This is a genomic window from Bacillus sp. AFS031507 (assembly GCF_002584635.1).
GTDB lineage: Bacteria > Bacillota > Bacilli > Bacillales > Cytobacillaceae > Neobacillus.
Genome location: NZ_NUOW01000012.1, coordinates 1 through 19,629 on the forward strand (window position 1 = coordinate 1; position 19,629 = coordinate 19,629).

The 19,629-nt window shown below is 36.4% G+C and carries 18 protein-coding genes and 6 tRNA genes; 21 read left to right on the forward strand and 3 right to left on the reverse strand.

What is annotated here, in order from left to right; all coding sequences use genetic code 11:
* Positions 1-46: 46 nt before the first annotated feature.
* The 6 genes from COE25_RS11310 to COE25_RS11335 all read left to right on the forward strand — a co-directional run bounded on the left by COE25_RS11310 (position 47) and on the right by COE25_RS11335 (position 905).
* Positions 47-121, forward strand: a tRNA-Gln gene (locus tag COE25_RS11310).
* A 4-nt stretch (positions 122-125) separates the two neighbouring features.
* Positions 126-200, forward strand: a tRNA-Gly gene (locus COE25_RS11315).
* 8 nt (positions 201-208) lie between these two features.
* A tRNA-Cys gene (locus tag COE25_RS11320) sits at positions 209-282 on the forward strand.
* Positions 283-326: 44 nt separating this feature from the next.
* Positions 327-412 (forward strand) — tRNA-Leu (locus COE25_RS11325).
* A gap of 27 nt (positions 413-439) precedes the next feature.
* A tRNA-Leu gene (locus COE25_RS11330) sits at positions 440-521 on the forward strand.
* 310 nt (positions 522-831) lie between these two features.
* Positions 832-905 (forward strand) — tRNA-Gly (locus tag COE25_RS11335).
* Positions 906-984: 79 nt separating this feature from the next.
* Here the strand turns inward: COE25_RS11335 and COE25_RS11340 are convergent.
* Complete coding sequence (locus COE25_RS11340) at positions 985-1,656, reverse strand: B3/B4 domain-containing protein (RefSeq protein WP_098932733.1); 672 nt, start codon at positions 1,654-1,656, stop codon at positions 985-987.
* Positions 1,657-1,767: 111 nt separating this feature from the next.
* Between COE25_RS11340 and queG the strand changes: the two genes are divergently transcribed.
* From queG to COE25_RS11375, 7 genes are all read left to right on the forward strand, one after another.
* Positions 1,768-2,898: a tRNA epoxyqueuosine(34) reductase QueG gene (gene queG / locus COE25_RS11345; RefSeq protein WP_098932734.1), complete on the forward strand. Its 1,131-nt coding sequence runs from the start codon at positions 1,768-1,770 to the stop codon at positions 2,896-2,898.
* A gap of 128 nt (positions 2,899-3,026) precedes the next feature.
* Positions 3,027-4,523 carry a recombinase family protein gene (locus COE25_RS11350; RefSeq protein ID WP_180247488.1) on the forward strand — a complete coding sequence of 499 codons (1,497 nt, stop codon included), beginning with the start codon at positions 3,027-3,029 and terminating at the stop codon, positions 4,521-4,523.
* A 365-nt stretch (positions 4,524-4,888) separates the two neighbouring features.
* Complete coding sequence (locus COE25_RS11355; RefSeq protein WP_098932736.1) at positions 4,889-5,245, forward strand: GIY-YIG nuclease family protein; 357 nt, start codon at positions 4,889-4,891, stop codon at positions 5,243-5,245.
* Positions 5,246-5,299: 54 nt separating this feature from the next.
* Positions 5,300-5,656: a helix-turn-helix domain-containing protein gene (locus COE25_RS11360; RefSeq protein ID WP_098932737.1), complete on the forward strand. Its 357-nt coding sequence runs from the start codon at positions 5,300-5,302 to the stop codon at positions 5,654-5,656.
* Positions 5,657-6,210: 554 nt separating this feature from the next.
* Positions 6,211-6,696: an HNH endonuclease gene (locus tag COE25_RS11365; RefSeq protein ID WP_098932738.1), complete on the forward strand. Its 486-nt coding sequence runs from the start codon at positions 6,211-6,213 to the stop codon at positions 6,694-6,696.
* Positions 6,697-7,046: 350 nt separating this feature from the next.
* Positions 7,047-7,826, forward strand: coding sequence for a hypothetical protein (locus COE25_RS11370; RefSeq protein WP_098932739.1), 780 nt, complete (start codon positions 7,047-7,049; stop codon positions 7,824-7,826).
* Positions 7,827-7,941: 115 nt separating this feature from the next.
* Positions 7,942-8,373, forward strand: a complete 432-nt coding sequence (locus COE25_RS11375) for a GIY-YIG nuclease family protein (RefSeq protein WP_098932740.1) — start codon at positions 7,942-7,944, stop codon at positions 8,371-8,373.
* 152 nt (positions 8,374-8,525) lie between these two features.
* Here COE25_RS11375 and COE25_RS11380 read toward each other — a convergent pair whose 3' ends face one another.
* Positions 8,526-9,422: a GIY-YIG nuclease family protein gene (locus COE25_RS11380; RefSeq protein ID WP_098932741.1), complete on the reverse strand. Its 897-nt coding sequence runs from the start codon at positions 9,420-9,422 to the stop codon at positions 8,526-8,528.
* Between the two features lie 400 nt (positions 9,423-9,822).
* On the opposite strand from COE25_RS11380, the gene COE25_RS11385 reads away from it, so the two are divergent.
* The 7 genes from COE25_RS11385 (at position 9,823) to COE25_RS11420 (ending at position 15,113) form a co-directional block, all read left to right on the forward strand.
* Positions 9,823-10,152 carry a hypothetical protein gene (locus tag COE25_RS11385; RefSeq protein ID WP_098932742.1) on the forward strand — a complete coding sequence of 110 codons (330 nt, stop codon included), beginning with the start codon at positions 9,823-9,825 and terminating at the stop codon, positions 10,150-10,152.
* Positions 10,153-10,750: 598 nt separating this feature from the next.
* Entirely contained in the window at positions 10,751-11,248 is a 498-nt protein-coding gene (locus COE25_RS11395; RefSeq protein WP_098932744.1) for a hypothetical protein, read from the forward strand.
* Between the two features lie 13 nt (positions 11,249-11,261).
* On the forward strand, positions 11,262-11,747 hold the full coding sequence (locus tag COE25_RS11400) for a hypothetical protein (RefSeq protein WP_098932745.1): 486 nt from the start codon (positions 11,262-11,264) through the stop codon (positions 11,745-11,747).
* Between the two features lie 71 nt (positions 11,748-11,818).
* Complete coding sequence (locus tag COE25_RS11405) at positions 11,819-12,295, forward strand: hypothetical protein (protein ID WP_098932746.1); 477 nt, start codon at positions 11,819-11,821, stop codon at positions 12,293-12,295.
* A gap of 185 nt (positions 12,296-12,480) precedes the next feature.
* Positions 12,481-13,314, forward strand: a complete 834-nt coding sequence (locus tag COE25_RS11410; RefSeq protein WP_098932747.1) for a hypothetical protein — start codon at positions 12,481-12,483, stop codon at positions 13,312-13,314.
* A gap of 247 nt (positions 13,315-13,561) precedes the next feature.
* The gene (locus COE25_RS11415) at positions 13,562-13,972 is read left to right on the forward strand and encodes a hypothetical protein (protein WP_218964324.1); all 411 of its coding nucleotides are present in this window, start codon (positions 13,562-13,564) and stop codon (positions 13,970-13,972) included.
* Positions 13,973-14,255: 283 nt separating this feature from the next.
* Positions 14,256-15,113, forward strand: a complete 858-nt coding sequence (locus COE25_RS11420) for a DUF5677 domain-containing protein (protein WP_098932748.1) — start codon at positions 14,256-14,258, stop codon at positions 15,111-15,113.
* A 135-nt stretch (positions 15,114-15,248) separates the two neighbouring features.
* Here the strand turns inward: COE25_RS11420 and COE25_RS11425 are convergent, their stop codons facing one another.
* Entirely contained in the window at positions 15,249-16,172 is a 924-nt protein-coding gene (locus COE25_RS11425) for a type II toxin-antitoxin system PemK/MazF family toxin (RefSeq protein WP_098932749.1), read from the reverse strand.
* 207 nt (positions 16,173-16,379) lie between these two features.
* Here COE25_RS11425 and hsdR point away from each other — a divergent pair, with 207 nt between their 5' ends.
* A complete protein-coding gene (gene hsdR, locus COE25_RS11430; RefSeq protein ID WP_098932750.1) occupies positions 16,380-19,586 on the forward strand; it encodes a type I restriction-modification system endonuclease in 3,207 nt (1,068 codons plus the stop codon).
* Positions 19,587-19,629: the final 43 nt, after the last annotated feature.

Here is a 19,629-nt window from a genome sequence, read left to right on the forward strand (position 1 = left end):
CCATCAGTCGCCCCATAATATGATTATTAAATAATTAAAATAACATTGGGCTATAGCCAAGCGGTAAGGCATCGCACTTTGACTGCGACATGCGTTGGTTCAAATCCAGCTAGCCCAGCCAATTTGCGGAAGTAGTTCAGTGGTAGAACATCACCTTGCCAAGGTGGGGGTCGCGGGTTCGAATCCCGTCTTCCGCTCCAATGTATATGGCGGCATAGCCAAGTGGTAAGGCAGAGGTCTGCAAAACCTTTACCACCGGTTCGAATCCGGTTGCCGCCTCCATAAAACATTTGCTAGGTATGGATAAAAACAGGTAATTAGATTTTGCCGGGGTGGCGGAACTGGCAGACGCACAGGACTTAAAATCCTGCGGTAGGTGACTACCGTACCGGTTCGATTCCGGTCCTCGGCATTGCTTTATCAAAACAATTTTATACTCGCCGGTGTGGCGGAATTGGCAGACGCGCACGACTCAAAATCGTGTTCCGTGAGGAGTATCGGTTCGACCCCGATCACCGGTATCATTTTGTTTTAAAAGAACATTTCTCATTAATTTGAGAAGTGTTTTTTTTTGCGAAAATTTAGTGCTTTATTGACCACTAATACACTAAAAAAGTCACAGCTAAGTTATTTGCTATGTTAAAGGATAATAGAATCTATTCGTGCCCCTCGCTGGTGAAAATGGCTAGTCATAGAAAATACTGTGTTAGATCATTTTCTATGTAACGAAATAAATTCGACAAAGTTTGCGTTTTTCCCTTGACGATACTAAAAATAGTGTGTAATATAGAAAAGGTCAGTTGATTATTCAAAAATTTGTCACTTATTAATGCGGGTGTAGTTTACTGGTAAAACCTCAGCCTTCCAAGCTGATGTAGTGGGTTCGATTCCCATCACCCGCTCCATACATATTAACTAACGCAGTGTATCGTTACATAAGAGAACGATGCATTGCGTTTTTTTCTATACAAAGAAAAAGATGCCCTATGGACACCTAAGGATTCGGAAGGAAGCTTCTCCTCCATGTAATTTTGTAAACATGTTCATTAAAGATTCTGTTAATTTCATCGCGTTTTCAACGTCGGTTGAAGGTCTCAAATAAATAATTTGCAGGGCATTTTTAGTAGCAAAAGTTACTGGTGTTCTATCAGAATCAACGAACGGACTACCAAATGGCCCCAGTTCATCACAAGATACAATTAGACGATTTAAAGAATTTATTCGCCCATTCAATCCAGTATATTCCTCACCCTCCGTTCCCAACCGAATGCTCACCTGCCCCTTTATGAGATCTAGGTCATATATTCCGATTGGTACTTGATATTGGAAAGAGAAAAAATTATTAATATCAATCGCACTATGAACAGAAGTAAGGTAATTTTGTTTTTGTACTCTCCTGTATAACGCCTCTACTGAGGGTCGATACCTGTTCGGGTCTTTACCGATCTTTTTAAAAATAGTACGCCATTCCTGTATGCCAGAGAGTTCAGTAACATTTTTATTTTCTAAATCAAAATAAATAGATTCTTGGAAAAGCTGTAGTCTTCCTTTTATCATTTGCTGCGATTCCCCGACCATAATATCTTTATATTCAATTATCCCCAGTTTAAAGTTAGGTATTTGCTCAAATAATTCCTGTGAGAGTTGAATTTCCAACCATTTCACCTCCAAAATTTCTTGAAAATAGTTTATCATAAATAGATGCGCATCTAATAATATAACAAGCTAATTATTAAATAAATGACTTCTAGGGAAGGAGGGGATCAAATGGATGTCCTAAACTTAAAGGAAGAACTCATCGCCTATAGTAAAGAAATTGGAATCGATAAAATTGGTTTCACAACCGCAGACACGTTCACTGAATTGAAAAGCCGATTAATAAAGCAACAGGAACTCAAATACCAATCAGGATTTGAAGAACCAGATATAGAGAAAAGAGTGACCCCTTCATTATTACTAGAGGAACCTCGTTCGATCATTTCCATTGCCATTGCTTACCCTTCAAAAATGAATAACCGTGTTGAGAGTAAAAAGGGTGAGAGAAGAGGGATTTTCAGCAGGGCCTCTTGGGGTCTCGACTATCATCATGTTCTAAATGACCGGCTACACAAACTTGAGGAGTTTATCTCAGTAAGAATACCAGAAGCTAGAATAAAATCGATGGTTGACACTGGAGAACTCTCAGACCGCGCTGTTGCCGAGCGTGCTGGAATTGGTTGGAGCGGAAAAAATTGTTCCATTATTACACCGGAGTTTGGATCATATGTTTATCTGGGGGAAATGATTACTAGTATCCCTTTTGAACCAGATACACCAATTGAAGATCAATGCGGGTCATGCACAAAGTGTTTGGATGCTTGTCCAACAGGGGCTCTTGTACAAGGTGGACAAATTAATGCACAGCGCTGTATTTCTTACTTAACACAAACAAAAACATTTATCCCAGATGAGTTTAGAGACAAAATCGGTAACCGCGTCTATGGCTGTGATTCCTGCCAAACAGCATGTCCGGTTAACAAGGGGAAGAATTTTCATTTTCATGAGGAACTTGAAGCAGATTCTGATATTGCCAAACCGTTACTAAAGCCAATCTTAAAATTAAGTAATCGGGAATTTAAATCTAAATTTGGTTCCGTTGCTGGATCATGGCGAGGGAAAAAGCCGATTCAACGGAATGCGATTATCGCGCTTGCACATTTTAAGGATACAACAGCAATTCCCCAATTAGTGGATGTATTAGAAAATGAGGGAAGCCCAGTATCAAGAGGAACAGCTGCCTGGGCCCTTGGGAAAATTGGCGGTGAAACTGCTTTTGCTGCCTTAAAAAAAGCTCAAGAGCTTGAAACTGATCTGGAAGTACAAAATGAAATAGAAAAAGGTTTAAGTTATTATAGGTAAAAATGAGTGAACTCAAGGGTTCGCTCATTTTTTTTGATTGAAATCCTGTCTTCTCTCATATGTATGTCCGATTTTACTGAGTAAGTGCTATGATGGACTCAGTACCATATGTTAAAGGAGTTCATACCATGATAAAAGACGTAGCATTACTACTTAGAATAAGCCGAGATAAAGGCGAAAATCAAGATACGCTTCAAAACCATAGGGAACGATTGACACGTCTTTGTAATGAGCGGGGATACAATATCACTGCAACCTATGAAGAGATTGCCTCAGGACAGGCTAAATTGGAATCTAGGGAACAATTGAATGAGTTACTATCCGAACTTAATCAATACGATGCCGTTGTAATCATTGACACAAGCCGTTTAAGTCGTGACCTAGAATTCTCTATCCACCTATGGAAAAGATTTGAACAAGCTGGCATTCCAATTATTACACCCGAGAGAATATACACTGAAAACGACTTTACCCAATTTGCTATTGAGTCCACATTAGCCCATGGGGAATATAAGCAGATTGCTAAGCGCATGAAACAGAATAAGATTGACCGTTTGCGCAGGGGGGAGTGGGTACAGGGCAAGCCACCAATAGGTTATGTTAGGGATGCCAATAAGAAGCTAGTAATCAACGAATCAGAAGCGCAAATAGTCCGAACCATATACAACCTTGCTCAAGAGGGTCATGGACTCGAAGCTATCACTAAACGACTTGGCTATCATACTGCTAAGGGCAAACCATTCACCATGCCAACGATACGGAACATACTTAAGAATCCAGTTTACAAGGGAACGATTGCATATAATGTGATGGATGCTTCCAAAACCAAGATTAAAGAGACAATCACTTGCAAGAATGCCCATGAATCAATCATCAATAAACAACAATGGGATGCGGTTCAATTGGCATTGCAGGGACGTTTTACGGGGGACTATGAAACCCGAAACCGCAACAAGGGTAAAGTGTTATCCATACTGCATTCGCTCGTCTATTGCGGACAATGTGGGTTGAAATTAGGCTTCAGAACGGACTATAGGTATAAGAAAAATGTATATCTAAGGGAATGTAAATGTAGGCATGCAGGCTGTCCCGAGCATAGATTAGTTGAGCAATTCATGAGTGAGTTTGAGTTTCTAGAAGGCTTCTATCGTGATGAATGGAAGAAGGCACTGGAGACCCTAAATGGAGTGTCTAAGGAGAGTTTAAAACAACAAATATATGAACTAAATAAGACCACAGACAAGCTTAACAAACGACTTAAGGGCTATAAAATTATGCGTGCAGATGGGGAATTAACTAAGGTTGACTATGAAGAGTTGAAGGGCGATACTGAAACGGAATTAAAGCGTATAAATGCTCAAATAGACGAATTAAACTATCAATTGCAATCAACGAATGCGGATACATTAAACAATCAATACGAAGCTAAAATAAAATTGATTAAGCGAATCAATGAATGCTATGGCAATGAAAATATAGTCGAATGCAATCGATTATTGAAGCTAATAATCAATAAGGTGCTATATTCAAGAGTCGAAAAGAAAGTCATAATCACTTCTCCTCTAGAGGGAAATATGGAAGTTGTGCAAGGGGATTATATAGAGTTGTTTATAGATTCAAAATGAGGATACTCCAAGTGGGGTATCTTTTTTTATACAAATAATTATATTGCAATACTTTTTCACTGACTGTACTGCAGTGGATGTACCTTGAAAAATGAGAAAAATCGTTGGTATTGCAATACTTTTGCTTAATATTTAGAAAATTCTGTTGATTTAATTTGGATTTTCTGTATAATGATTATTGTGAGCAATGATTCATGAAAAAAAGTGGAGAAAAATTAAAAAAATTATTAAGGTTATTTTCTCTGTATCAGTACCCAATGGAGAGTGATAAGAAAAAAGGAGAAGAATAATAGAATATGTTGAAAGGTGAAATGAATTTCCAGAATCAGTTTCATTCATATTAAAACTGTAAGGGGACTGTAATTATGACTGAATGGCAATCGATAACAAATTTAATGGTGGAAATACCAGAAAATGAATTGGAGGTATCGATAGAAGATTACAAAACTGTGGAAAAGAAGAGCGGGGTATACAAAATATATAATCAAGATGGAAAACTCATGTACATTGGGCAATCAGAAAATCTTCGAAGAAGATTGTACGAACATTTCAATGGAAAAAGGAAAGGATATTTCATAGAAAAGGTTCGTTTCTTTTATGTTGAATGTGAAAACCGATTTATTACGAAATCCTATTTAGATATGTATGAAACGTATCTGATACGCAAACTGAGACCAAAGTATAATGTTCAACAAACCGCACCGATGAGATATATCAATTAATATTAAAAGTAGCGCAGCCAATAGTGGATATGGTTATATGTAAGGAGTAAAAGAATGAGTGATGTAGGAAGATTACTAAGGTCAAAACGGTTAGAAAAAAAATACACATTAGAGATTACTGCAAAACTTGTTGGTGTGTCAATTAACTACATAGCAAAGCTTGAAAAAGGCGAAACTCAAAATCCTTCTGATGAGATAATTGCAAAACTTGCTATCGTTCTAGGCATAGATGAATATGACCTTTTTACATCTTATGGAAAGATTCCAATGTCGACTAGAAGGGTGCTGATGGCTAATCCGCAACTTTTAAAATTAATATCTCAAGTAGGTAATAAAAAGTTGAGTGCTGAAAAAGCGGGTATTTTTTTCGGCTTAGTAATGGAAGAGTATAAAAAGTTAACCGAAGAATAGTAAACTCAGATATCATGGGTTATACGAGTGTCGAAAGTTGAATAGAAACCTCTCTAGGGGCAATACACTGTCCACGCTCAAAGACCTTCGAAGACTCAAAGGAATGTAGCCTTAAGATGGAGTAAAACGGTAGTATCTCAGTAGGAATGATATAATGCAATCGTATTTCTGTTAGAACCACTATTGCAATGCAAGGATAATAGTAGTATAATAGTAAAATTGATATTAATAATTAGATAAAGCAACAAACAAATAAACTATGTAAGGAGTGAAACTACATGCAACCGCCTCATTAGGAGGCACACCTATATTCTGTATGCCTATGATTAAATCATAGGTTGGTATGATTTATACCTTTATTTACAGGGATAAGTGTGTTTTCTAACGGGGTAGGTACATGTAGTTTCACTCCTTTTTTGTGTTGTTTAAGGAGCGGCTAAAATAAAGTAAACCAAAACAATACGATATCAAATCCAATTATAGAAAGCGGGGGGCGAGTAGTAATAATAGTATGAGTGAGTGAGAGAGGGAGAGTTTATTCACTACTCAGATGTATGGAAAAAGAAAAAACTTGCACAAAATGCAAGAAAAGAAAATGCGTATTAGCATTCTCTAAAGACCGTAGTAAATCGGATGGACTTACTAGTGCTTGTAGGGATTGTAATAACAATCGTGAAAGAAAACGTAAAGTCAATGGCGGAAACTTTACTAAAACGCAGAAGGAAGCAGTCCTCAAAAAAAATGGTCGTTTCTGCCAAATCTGCGGGAACACAAGTAATTTGGAAGTAGACCATAGGCTTTCACAGAATGTTTGTAAGCCTAATACAGCAAGTGTCGAGGACAACGCTTGGATATTGTGTAAAAGTTGTAATATTTCTAAGGGGACAAAGATTCTATTTGAAGTTATTAAAGAAGTCCCACGCAAAACATTAGGACCAATGCTCCTAGAACAATATGCCAAACGAATTGAAGAAGGTTTCTTCGAGAAATTAACAATACCTATTGGGAGAAAGCGGTTTACCGAAGTGAAACTTAAGTGATTGACGGTTGATAAGTTGCTAAAGTTTCTATTCAATAATTAGTACACCTAAAATACAGGTGTGGTTTAGTTTGTTCGCGTAAAACAGCACCTAAAATTAGGGTGGTGTAAATTTAAACTCCACCGAAAAATAAGGTATCCCCCTTTCTTAAATAACAATAGTGTTTTTCAGTGAGTTCGGGCGATTTCGAAGGGGGAATAGATAGAAGATTAATAGATAGAAGATAATTAAAATAGATAGATATGTAGAGGGGGGCGGTCGCAAATGCTTCCTGCTTCCCCTCTCAAGATAAATCTTTCTTATCTTTGAATAGGAACAATTAAAATACGATAACAAGGAGAACGAAAAGTGTGAGTACCGAAACAAAATCAACTACAGAACTAGAAAGGTCAGAATCGTTTATCATGATTTCTAGGTCATTAATTGAAACCAAGTATTTAGGAAAATATGGTGAATTAGACGTTTATCATTTAGCAATTATTAAATCATTGGCAAATAACTTTCAAGGAGTAGCTTATACTGGAGTTACTCATATGATGAGATTCATTGGCATGAGTACGGAACAGAGTTCAACAAAGTCAAGAACTAAAGAATCACTACTCAGATTGCAAGAGATAGGACATATCGAGATTTACGAAGATATAAGAATGGAATGTAAAGTAAAAGATTTAAAACTTGCTAACAACTACTTTATCAAACTAACAACCTTAGAAGAAGAATCGGGTTTTGGCAAAGAGGGATTTGCAAAAGTCTTTTACAAAGATATTCAAAAGATAGTTTCAATGAAAAGCGACTATAAGCCTAAGATATTTGCGACCTACCTCAACATGATTTGTAATATATTCTACACTGTTAGCAACGCTCCAATATCATACACTGCAATTGATACAATTGTAAAAAATACGGGGATAAACAGAAAGTCAGTTGTTGAATACTTAAAGGCGTTGTATAAGGCGGAAATCCTATACTTTGTACACTTTCATATTAATGATTCGACTACAAAGAACTATTGTACAAGATGGGTTCATAAAGAACAAACAGCTGAATGGGCATTACCGCTCGCAGAATATCATTACAAAACTGATAGAAGTAAGTTTAAAAGCGACGGAATCGGAGTATCAGAAGAATGAGGAGTGTCTCTAAATTGAGGCTCTCCTTTTTAATAATGAACCTGATAAATACATATTGCCCGAGTTCAAGCTGCTCTTATTCAATAAATATATACAGGAAGGGGGTAATATCGTCTTGAAAATATCTGACTTTGACCAATTGAAACGAGTTTCAAAATTTGGCGGGGTATATATTCTTTGGGATATAGAAGATAATCCGATTTATGTTGGATATGCCAGTATTTTTGGTGACCGTTTGCCAAAACATTACAATTATCTTAAACCTTTAGTTCATAGTATTTCGATATACCCGACTAATGAACATCGTTTGCTTGAATATACGTTAATACAAAGGGTGAATCCAATTAAGAATCGTTACAGAGATTGGAACCGAATTACTCGAGGTCAGTACGGTTCTGAACCATACCTGCTATCTGAAAAGTCTTATTGGGGTTACAAGTTCTTTAAGAAAGGATGTCTCCCTTTTACACTGAATAGTAAAGAAGACCATATATACATAGAAGGTGTAGATAGGCTGATTAAAGAATTAGAGAGGTTACGTAAGTAAAACTACTTAGTTTATCAATCTAGATAAGGAAATAAGCCACAATCAAATTCGTGGCTTATATCCTTGCTTTTTAACTGTAGTTTGAGTTAGTCTATTCCTTTGAATAAATGGGAATTTTTGTTTGGTTAAGATGAAAATTTAGTTTCCAACCTTTAATCCCAAAACTTTTCTTGAATATTGTATGCTGCAAGAGGATTCTCATCATACCAATCATCATTAATATGATTTTCTTCATCTTCAATTTTGTTAACATTTCTAACGAAAGTTCTTGCATGTAGTAGAATATTTTCACTAGTTGTATCAAATTTCTCTGCTATTTCCTTAATCCAATCATCTTTTTTGTCTCTAATCCATGAGACGATATATACGCCATCGTAACTATCATCTTCGTTTATCATTCTCCACCTATCATGTAATAATAAATCCCATGGTGTAACCCTTAATTCTTTAGCATCCTCTTCAAGAGAACTAAGAGTTGTAAATTTCATAGGTATTTTAGTAAGTGAACTTTTATCATAATAAACCTTTTGGACATTGAAGTAAGGAAATAGAGCATTAATGAAACAAGTCTCTGCAATATGTTCACTTTCATAGTCATTTTCATAAAAGTAAACTTGAATTCTATAACAATAATCGGTATAGGTGTGAGCATATTTATCCAAACGGTCTTTTAAATCATGAGCGTGTCCTACATAAACAATTGTATCATTTTTATCATAGATAACGTAAACCCCAGTTTTGTGGGGGATTGCGGTAACGTAATCATCACTTTCAAACATTTTTTTACGCAATCTAGTACTCTTTGCAACAAATGCTTCGGATAAGTGCCATAGTGAGTATTCTCTGAATAATTTATAATTTACTTGGAATGACCTTACATGATTGTTAATTACTTGGAAAAATGAAATGACATCCTCTTTAATAAGACTATAGATAATCGAATTATGAATACCTTTTTTTTTAATTAACTTATCGCCAATTTCGAGAATATCTGTTTTAAGTGTACCTTTCCAAGTTTCTCTGTTGCTCTCATTAATAATAATTTCCATTTATTCCACTCCTTGGTCTAATATTCCGAATTATTATAACATACTGATTCCTTTGGATTAAACCAGAAATATGCATAATAGACTAATTCAATCCAATGAGGAGTGATAAACACAAACTATATATCTATATCTAATAATTTACTGTGGTATAATTTTCCTGTGATTAAGATTGGACGAATTAAGGCAGACCAAAATAATGTGGGATGCTCAGAAATTCTATTAAATGGCGAAAATAGTGTGAAAAGTGATAAGGTTCATGAAAAAAATCATGAACTAATAAAACTGTGATTTTAATAAGAGTAAAACATCCATTTTTCTGCCCCGCAGCTTAAAGTAAGGATTAGTACAAAAGGACTTAAATCATAGAGTGTTTGGTAATATAGAAACTGAGGTGATTTTCTTGAAATTTAATCAAATGACAGAAGAAGAAAAACGCAGATTGTTTATTGCGATGTATTTCCTGCACAAGGGGTCACATCATTTAAGCCGTTTACATGGTGAATTTATGGAGCGGGAATCTGATGAAGAGAGAAAAGAAGCAATGGAGAAGAGACACAACCTCTTTCGTTCAATCGCACAGGTTGGGGAATTGCACCTTCCTTCAGAACTAGAGACAGAAATTGAAGAAATGGAAAAATTAGAGGATGAAGTCTATGAATGGATTGAGGATAATGGATTTACCGAGGACATTAAGAAATATTTTGATAAGAATAGTATTATGTTCAGCTAACAAGATGCGTTTCTGCAATAAGCAGGAACGCTTTTTCTAATAATGGAAAAGGGAGAAAAAATGAAAAGCATTAAAGCCTTTTTGTACTTATTCATCTTGTTTGGATTATTCGGTTTGACGAGCATTTACCTACGAGAGAATTTCAACAAACCTTTCAGTTTATTAGATGCCACAGATATTTTTAGAGCAATAATGGCTGGTTTAGTTGAAATGGTATGTTTGTTCTTGATTTATGATACTTTTTTCAATTTGAGGAAATTTCTAAAGCTAAAAGAAATGTTTTGATAGTAGTTGCAATTTTTAGTTCAATCTTTTACTTTTTATTCCTAATTGGGGTATATCTCCGATAAATAAGTTGGTCTTTTTCACCTATCGTGTGCGTTTATGTAGTATGTAGGAACGCTTTTTGGTTAAAGGGACATATTAGTTGGTTTGTCGGGGTGATACTCGGCAACCTTTTTTTATGCTCTTTTTGTTCTGGTGCTTGTTGCTGAGAGCGATTGTAGGCGATTTAACTTTTCGTTCGTGAATCATTGGTCACCTCATTTCAAAAGATAAGAGAGGGAACGAACCCCAATTGAAATAACGGAGGTCGAATATGAAAAAAGTAGTCGGTTCTTTATTGGTAGCAACATCTTTGTTTGCGACTGTCAACGGAGTCTTTGCAGAGGAAATCAAAACGAGTAACGGTCAAGAGGTTCAACAAAATGTGAACACACGGACATATGAACAAATGCGTGAGGATTATTACGCTTTCTTGGTGAAACACAAAATTCCCGTTGAGCCGTTGATTCCGAACTACACGGGTAATTACACTATGGCTTATATGTCAATCTCGGGTGGTTATACCGCCGAGGGTTCTTGGGTGGATGGTGTCTTCAAATACACAGGTGATACCATTTATATGTTAGGTATTCGCGGACACAGACCTTATACGATTAAAGAGCAAGAAAGGATTAAAAAGTTCATTGAAAAGAAGTTTGACTCAAAAATCAAGTGGACAGAGGCATCAACACAATCGGACGGTAAAGGGTGGTTTCGTGTTGGATTCAACCTTAACAATGACCCATTGAAATATGCGGATAAGGTTCAATGAGGAGAGGTTAATCATGAAAAACCTAATCGGGTTAACAATGACTCTGATATTACTCGGAGCATGTACACAGACACAACAAGACAAGACGCAACAAAGCATCAACAATCCACCACCGCCGACACAAACCAACACGACAAACGTTTCTGACCAAACGAAAACAGACCAAGGTAAACACATTGGGACTGAATACGGAGGTCAAGGGGCGGGTTACGGACAAGTGAAGAAGAAACAATTCTCTGCACAGGAAATGAAAGCTATCATGGACGAGATAAGAGCAACTATACCCGCTCCAAGCAACACACGTTTTGAAGACGGATGGATAAAGTTTGAAATAATTATGGATTATGTACCGCACAAATGGTACATGGAAAGGGTGCGTGAAATAGTAGCCAGTCACGGTGGCAAAGTGGATGAATACAAGGCGGAAAATGTGGTGTGGGAATGCGTAGGTTGTACGGGTCATTCTGGGACATCTTGCATCAAGATTGAGAAGATATAAACGAGGAGGCAATGAGCCTTCTCTTGAGACCTCACAGGAACGAACCCTATTTGATTCAAAGGAGGTTGAACATGAAGAGTCTAATTGGATTAATGATGGTCATAGCATTACTCGGAGCGTGTAATCGAACTGACAATACAAAGCAACAACTGAACACGTCTAACGTATCGACAGACCAAGGTAAACACATCGGTACAGAATACGGTGGTCAAGGGACTGGATACGGGCAAGTTAAACGCGTGCCTTCTGGAAACGCGGTCACTCCAATAGCACCTATTGACCCTTTCGAGAAGGCTACTAAGCAAATGGTATCGTACATTGAAAGTAAAGGAATTACAGTATCAAAGACCTACCATGAAACCTATGAATCATCCTACTATGGGGAAATGGTTAAAGCTACTGTGATATACGCTGAAACTGACCGACATATGACAACACAGGAAATTATAGACTTTCAAAACTATTGCCTAAACAATATTGTGAATTGGAAATATGCACACCAATATTCTTACAATGGCGGTAAACAAATTGCCATAACTGTTTTCTAGTAGTTGGTTGGTAAACGATAGACGGGGAGGATTTACTCCCTTGAGACCTCGCAAGAGCCTTTCTGAGCCGTCTGGATGAGTCGTGGTGGTATGTTAATGGGAATCTCCTTCACATTACTCTTTATTTTTTTCATCTGAAGGCAATATGTTTCGTTCACCCATAAACTGTATGAGGGGTGATGAATGTGTTACAAAGGAATCAAATGGACATAACTACTTATCATCAGAAATATTTTCGTCCTTCTTGCTTGCAAGCTTTGAATTTAAGATTTGACACTCCGGAGTTCTATTCACTTTTTTCTGAAAAAGCACATGACCAAATCAAATTACCTTCTGAATTGACTATAACCCCTGAAGAAACTCTTCTTAACTATTTTAGCGTCTTACGTGAAGCTGAAAATTTGGGTGGGAGAAGTTGCGGAACGGTTGGTCAGGCACGTACTCCATTTCCAATTGCTTATAATTTTCTGTCCGAAGAGTACCAAAGAAAACTAACTTATGAAGACTATTTTCATTCGTTTGCTGGTGTAGGGCATACGAGTTTGATAAAGCTTTGTAGAGTGCCAGATATAAAACATGGCATAAGGTTTTTTTATGAAATCGAAACAATTGAGGGATTTGAGGGCAAACGGGCAGAGTATTTTGGGTATTATTACGGATTTATCCAGCTTGTTAATGAAAAAGAAGGGTATCGAATTTCTGACTTGAGCAAGATTGAAGAAGACTTTCTATGTGCGCCTTATCATGGATGGAGTCATGATGCGGAAGCGGTTGTAGAGGTGAAATATGGTAGTTGGTGCAAGTTAGTTCAGAAAATATACCCGACAGTGAAAAATGGTTATGTGAAAAATATATATTTTCGGGGCAATGATGGAGCGAATTATTGCTTGATTTTTTTCACATTAACGAATGGAACTGACGTAGAAATTGCTCAATTTCGAAAAGTAGGGAATGGAAAGTGGAAACTGATAAAAATGAAACCCGAAGAAGAATGTTTAACGGAAAAAAGGCGGAGATAAGCCTGTTGATTCCTAAAGCTTACGGTTGCAAACAACTGCGTTTCTGTAATAAGACAGGAATGCTTTTTTGTATGATGGTTAGGACAAGTTAGTGTCGGGACTAGTTGAATAAATGTAAATAAATGTGTCAACTTCATCCTAGTTATGGTACGGTTAAATATAACATCAATGGTAGATTTTCCCGAAATTTCGTGTCGGAATATGTTTTAACTAGTAAGTAATACGATAACAATAGGAGGGTATATCTATGAGCAGAATAATACCTGAGCAAATGAAGAGATGGCCACGCAATTTGAGTACATCACAGGGAGGTGGGTTATCTACCTCCCAATACGGAGGCATGTCTACCTCCCAATACGGAGGCATGTCTACCTCTCAATACGGAGGCATGTCTACCTCTCAATACGGGGGCATGTCTACTTCCCAATACGGAGGTCTGTCAACTGCTCAATATGGGGGTCTGTCAACCGCTCAATACGGAGGTCTGTCAACCGCTCAATACGGAGGTCTGTCAACTGCTCAATATGGGGGATTATCAACTTCCGAAGGAGGAGGTATGTCAACTTCTTCAAATAATGTATACATGAGTAATATTCCACCTTGGCCTGTATTTGTAAGAGAACTCGAGAGAAGAGGCTATAATAATCAAGCTAATTAATTCGAAGACATTTACCTGAGTTCCTTTGGCCAGAAAACTTCTTCAAATAAAAATCAATTCATATTGAAAATCATTAAGCTAACGGGATACGATAGTTGGATAACACACAATGCTGAGCAGGTGCTACATAGCCTGCTCCTTTTTATTAGTCGTTATTTTCATACAATGCTCTGGGGTTGTTTAAATGGTAAGGACTTCCCTCAATTGGGTGATTTGGATATTCGAATAACGACAATACAAAACTTATCTCACTAGCACTAATGCAAAAAGGAGGGATTCATACTTGGGGTTATTCGAAGAAATAGTTAATACAAACATTGGAGATTGGACTGAGTTTCCAAATCTCAATACATTGAGTAAAGCTATTCAAGCTGGACAATTAATACTAGAATTGTCCGCTAGTAAAGAGAATATCAAACATCATGATGTAATCATTATCTCTTTGTATAGAAAGGTATTAGAGCAAGCAGATGGCTTATTTATTCTTCTAGACCATGATTCAAACAGTGCAGCCACCTCAACAATAAGAACATTGTATGAAACATCTATTGGTATGCAATTCATTTTTGAAAATGATGATTTATTGGCAAACCGAGCCAACTCATACTATGTTTCTTACATGCACGAACAGATAACTTGGGCGAAGAAAGCAATGAAATCTGGCGAATTATCATCTATTTACACAGTAGATGAACTTAAAGGAAAAGTAACAAAATTCGAATCCTCTTTAGCTAAAGAACCATTGAAATCGGTAAATGATGTATGGCTTAAAGAAAAAGCAAAGTTAGAAAGGCAAAACAGACATTATCCTCCCAAGTGGTATAGTCTCTATGGGAGTGCAAGTAGTTTCACTCAACTAGCTTCAAGGTTTAAAGGCACGCATCCCATGTTGTATTCAGGCTATTCATTAGAAAGCCATGGATATTCAGCACTCCAAAATCTTGTAATTGACGAAGAGACAAAGAAACAATTCCTCGCACCACTTAGATATCGTCATTCTGGTTATGATACCCTTTGCTATCTTGGCAGAACTATTGTAAGTTTGTGTTCATCTTTGATGGTAAATCGTTTTTGTCCCGAGATTAGACATGATTTTGAACAATTCTTTGAAACTAACCGTTTAGAAAGTGAGATTCTCTAACAAATAAGAAAGCCACGAATGTGGCTTTCTTGTTGCGTTACTTCTTATTGTTTGTAATAAAACGCTATAACGTTAGGGGATTTACCCGTGGTTTTTCAGGTATTTCAAAGATGAAAATGACCTCATATGCTGATTTTAGCTATTACGTTTTTTCGTTAACTCAATATATTCTTTATTTTCTATAATTCTCTTCATTATACTGCTTACCATTTGATGTGGTTTAGTAATTCTCTGCCTGCCAGTGCTTGTCTTAATATACAATATCTCCCCATTTTCAAAATAAATTGCTAATGGGTCAAAAGGTCTTTTAATTTCAATCTCAAGAACATGTAAATTATCTATGTTGCTTTTATCCTTATTTTTAACTGCATGCCATTTTATTGTATAGTAAGCAGGACTTATTTTAGGGATTACACGGTCATTTATAATATTGTTTATGTCTAAAGCTAAATGGTCACGTTCCTCGTAAGTTAAATTTAATCCTTTTACTACCCCTGAGTTATCTATACCGAAGAATAAACTTCCGCCATTGCCGTTTAGAAAACTAACTACATATTCCATTGTCTTATTTTTTACAAGATTTACTATTTCCTCAGTGTTATACGAATCCCGTGGAGTTTTAAATTCATATTCAAGATTTTCCTCAAGTGCATTTACTTTTTCATTTAAGAAAAACTCATAAAAATCCTTTGTTAAATCTTCTGATTGAGTAAACTCTATATTAACTCCTCCAGAAACACACCATGCGTCATTAAGTTTGTTTAAATCTGACTCATCCAATGTGGTTATTTTTTCGAGTAAACGACCTTTTCCAATTGTTCTAATCTGTTCCATTAAGATAATTAAATTAGAATCCAATCCGTATTTATCTTTATCTAACAGGATATGCGTTGGTAATTTAGGACTATCAATTCGATTTGTTAGTGCAGCAACTATAACAGTTGGAGAAAAGCGATTACCAACGTCATTTTGCACAATTACACATGGTCTAACAGACTTTTCATCCATTATTTCATTCATAGATAAATTAACTAGATATACTTCACCTTTATAAATCAATTATTAAATCCTCCTTGTCCTAATAATCAATTAAAAATTCGCTATAATAAGACAATTATCCTGCGAAGGATGTACAAACTTGTAATATTCACCCTGTAAATTAGAAAGAAAAGATGCCGAACAGTAATTAGCATAATATCTCTTTCCTGAATTTTGTAAAAATATAGTATAATGGACACAAATAAACTCTCGAAAACGGTGATAACAATGAATAGCAACTTTTCATTTCTACAAGGTAAATGGGATGTACTTGCTAACTTGGGAGAGACAGCGGAGAAAAATGTATTTCACGACCCGCATACGACTTTAATGAAGCTGCGTTTGTTTGCGGAGACACTAACAAAGTTTGTCCTTGCTGCTGAAAACATTAGGGAAACATATGGTACAACTCAGGTAGACCGTATTAATACCATGCGCCGAGAAGGATTATTAGAATCTGAATTAGTTGATATATTTGAAACTCTTCGTCGTTCAGGAAATTTAGCGATGCACGAAGCGGGTTATGGAAAAACAGAAGAAGCAAAAGTTTTGTTGCAATTGACTTTTCGCTTATCTATTTGGTTTATGGAGGTTTATGGTGATTGGGATTTTCAAGCACCTGAGTATAAAGAACCTCAGGAACAAACTGTAGTGGATACGGATAAGCTTCAACAGGATTACGAAGACAAAGTTAAAAAGTTAGAAGAGCAATTAGATACTATTCGCCAGCAAGCGGAAGCCGAACAAGCAGATGTAAAAACAGAGCGTAAAAGAATTTCAAAAAACTTCATGCGTAGTCATCAACTAACAGAAGCAGAAACACGAACTATTATCGATGAAAAATTACGTTTAGTAGGATGGGATGCGGATACAGTTACATTAAATCATCATAAGAATGGCACAGTGCCAGAAAAAAATAGGAACATGGCGATTGCTGAATGGAAGGTTGAAGGTGGGAGAGTTGATTATGCTTTGTTTATTGGTAAAAGGCTAGTTGGCTTTATCGAAGCAAAAGCAAAAAAGAAGACTATTCCTAGTGCATTAGAAAGCCAAACGAAAGTTTATGCCAAACATGTTGTGCAGATTGTGGACGAAATCATTACCCCAACTACAGGTGGATACAAAGTTCCATTTTTATATGCAACTAATGGCAGACCATACTTGAAACAACTTCAAGAAGAGTCAGGCATATGGTTTTGGGATTCTCGTAAACCGTTGGAATTTGCTCGTCCACTGGAAGGATGGCATTCACCTGATGATTTGCAGCTTCTTCTTAGTCAAGATGATAAATATGCTAATAAACGGTTAAATGAAGAGGATATTTCGAAGTTTGGTTTACGTTACTATCAGCAGAAAGCAGTACTTGCCGCTGAACAAGCATTAATAGAAGGACAAAGAAAAATGCTGTTAGCCATGGCAACAGGAACTGGAAAAACCCGTACAGCTATAGCATTGATGTATCGTTTAATCAATTCTAAAAAGTGTCGTAGGATTCTTTTTCTAGTTGACCGCAATTCGTTAGGGAAACAGACAGAAGATGCATTAAAAGATACTAAGTTTGAAGGGTTATCATTTGCAAGTATCTTTGATGTAAAGTCTTTAAAAGATGCAACCCCCGAATTAGAAACTCGAGTACATATTGCAACGGTGCAAGGTATGGTTCACCGTTTGTTTTATAATGAGAACGATAAAATTCCTAGTGTAGGACAATATGATTTTATTATTGTAGATGAAGCACATCGAGGTTATTCAAGTGACCGTGAAATGTCAGAAGAAGAATTAGAATTCAGAGACCAAAATGATTATATTAGTCAATATCGACGTGTTCTTGATTATTTTGATGCTGCAAGTTTAGGACTTACAGCAACACCAGCATTACATACGACAGAAATTTTCGGAATGCCCATTTTTAAATATTCATATAGTGAGGCGGTTTTAGATGGTTATTTAGTTGACCATGAACCTCCTTATTTATTTAAGACAGAACTTTCACAAGTTGGAATTACATTTGAAAAAGATGATGAAGTAGAAATATACGATGTTGCTAATGGTGAAGTTCAACTAGAAAAAATGGAGGACACTGTTCACTTTGAAGTGGAGCAGTTTAATAAAAGAGTCATTACAGAGCCATTTAATCGAGCCATATTAAATAAACTTGCAGAATATATTGACCCAACAGGTAAAGAGAAGACACTTATCTTCGCTGCTACTGACCAACATGCAGATTTAGTTGTTCGTTTATTAAAGGAAGCCTTTAAAGAGCGTGGCGATAAGATTGAAGATGATGCCATTATGAAAATTACAGGATACATTTATAAGCCTTTGGATGCAATTAAACGATTTAAAAATGAGCGGCTACCCAATGTGGTTGTAACAGTTGACTTACTAACGACAGGCATTGATGTCCCGCCTATTACCAATTTAGTCTTTTTACGACGTATACAGTCTCGCATTCTTTATGACCAAATGCTTGGTCGTGCAACACGTCTCTGTCCAGATATTGAGAAAACACATTTTAACATTTATGATGCAGTAGGTATTTATGATAAACTGCAAAGTTATACAGAGATGAAACCTGTTGTGAAACAACAAAATTACAGTATTGGTGAATTGTATGAATCACTTGCAAATGCGTCAACGGAAGAAGAAGCAACATTTTACCGTGAGCAACTAGTAGGTAAAATTCAGCGTCGGAAGCAAAGGCTAAATGAAGAAGGAAAACAGAAATTTGAAGAATTGTCGAACGGAAAGAATATAGATGAGTGGGCAAAAGAAGTTCAAACATATACGCCACAAGAAGCAAAACAACATAGTTTGTTATTTGAATATATAGAAACCTATCGAGTAAAAGGTGAGAAACGATATATCTCTAGCCAAGAAGATGAAGTGACAGACGTGATTCGAGGATACGGTGAAGGAAACAAACGACCTGAGGATTATTTAGATGGCTTTGTTCGGTTTATCCAAGAGAATATTAATGAAATACCTGCCCTTCATATTGTTTGTACACGACCGAAAGATTTAACACGGCAGGATTTACGTGAACTTATTACCATTCTAGAAACAAAAGGATTTAAACAATCTCACCTACAAACTGCGTGGAAACAGACGAAAAATGAAGACATTGCGGCAGATATCATTAGCTTTATTCGTCAAGCAGCGTTAGGTGAAGCACTCGTTGACCATGAAACACGTATTAAACAAGCGATGCAAAAGGTTTATTCATTGCATGATTGGACTCCAAGACAAAAGAAATGGTTAGAACGGATTGAAAAACAATTACTTCAAGTACCTGTTCTTGCACCAACTGCAGAAGAGGCATTCTCGGAAGAACCATTTAGAACTTCTGGTGGCTATAAATTGCTAAAGCGTGAGTTCGGAGACTATATAGATACTGTTGTTACTACTATAAATGAGAACCTATATATTAGTTAACATTGTGCCTCTTCATAGAGGCATTTTTTAAGTTATAATAGGT

Excerpts from the sequence above, each read along its gene's own strand:
- hsdR (WP_098932750.1), top strand. The coding sequence starts at position 16,380 with ATGAATAGCAACTTTTCATTTCTACAAGGTAAATGGGATGTACTTGCT.
- COE25_RS11400 (WP_098932745.1), top strand. The coding sequence starts at position 11,262 with ATGAAAAACCTAATCGGGTTAACAATGACTCTGATATTACTCGGAGCA.
- COE25_RS11355 (WP_098932736.1), top strand. The coding sequence starts at position 4,889 with ATGACTGAATGGCAATCGATAACAAATTTAATGGTGGAAATACCAGAA.
- COE25_RS11365 (WP_098932738.1), top strand. The coding sequence starts at position 6,211 with ATGGAAAAAGAAAAAACTTGCACAAAATGCAAGAAAAGAAAATGCGTA.
- COE25_RS11380 (WP_098932741.1), bottom strand. The coding sequence starts at position 9,422 with ATGGAAATTATTATTAATGAGAGCAACAGAGAAACTTGGAAAGGTACA.
- COE25_RS11395 (WP_098932744.1), top strand. The coding sequence starts at position 10,751 with ATGAAAAAAGTAGTCGGTTCTTTATTGGTAGCAACATCTTTGTTTGCG.
- queG (WP_098932734.1), top strand. The coding sequence starts at position 1,768 with ATGGATGTCCTAAACTTAAAGGAAGAACTCATCGCCTATAGTAAAGAA.
- COE25_RS11405 (WP_098932746.1), top strand. The coding sequence starts at position 11,819 with ATGAAGAGTCTAATTGGATTAATGATGGTCATAGCATTACTCGGAGCG.
- COE25_RS11350 (WP_180247488.1), top strand. The coding sequence starts at position 3,027 with ATGATAAAAGACGTAGCATTACTACTTAGAATAAGCCGAGATAAAGGC.
- COE25_RS11415 (WP_218964324.1), top strand. The coding sequence starts at position 13,562 with ATGAGCAGAATAATACCTGAGCAAATGAAGAGATGGCCACGCAATTTG.
- COE25_RS11360 (WP_098932737.1), top strand. The coding sequence starts at position 5,300 with ATGAGTGATGTAGGAAGATTACTAAGGTCAAAACGGTTAGAAAAAAAA.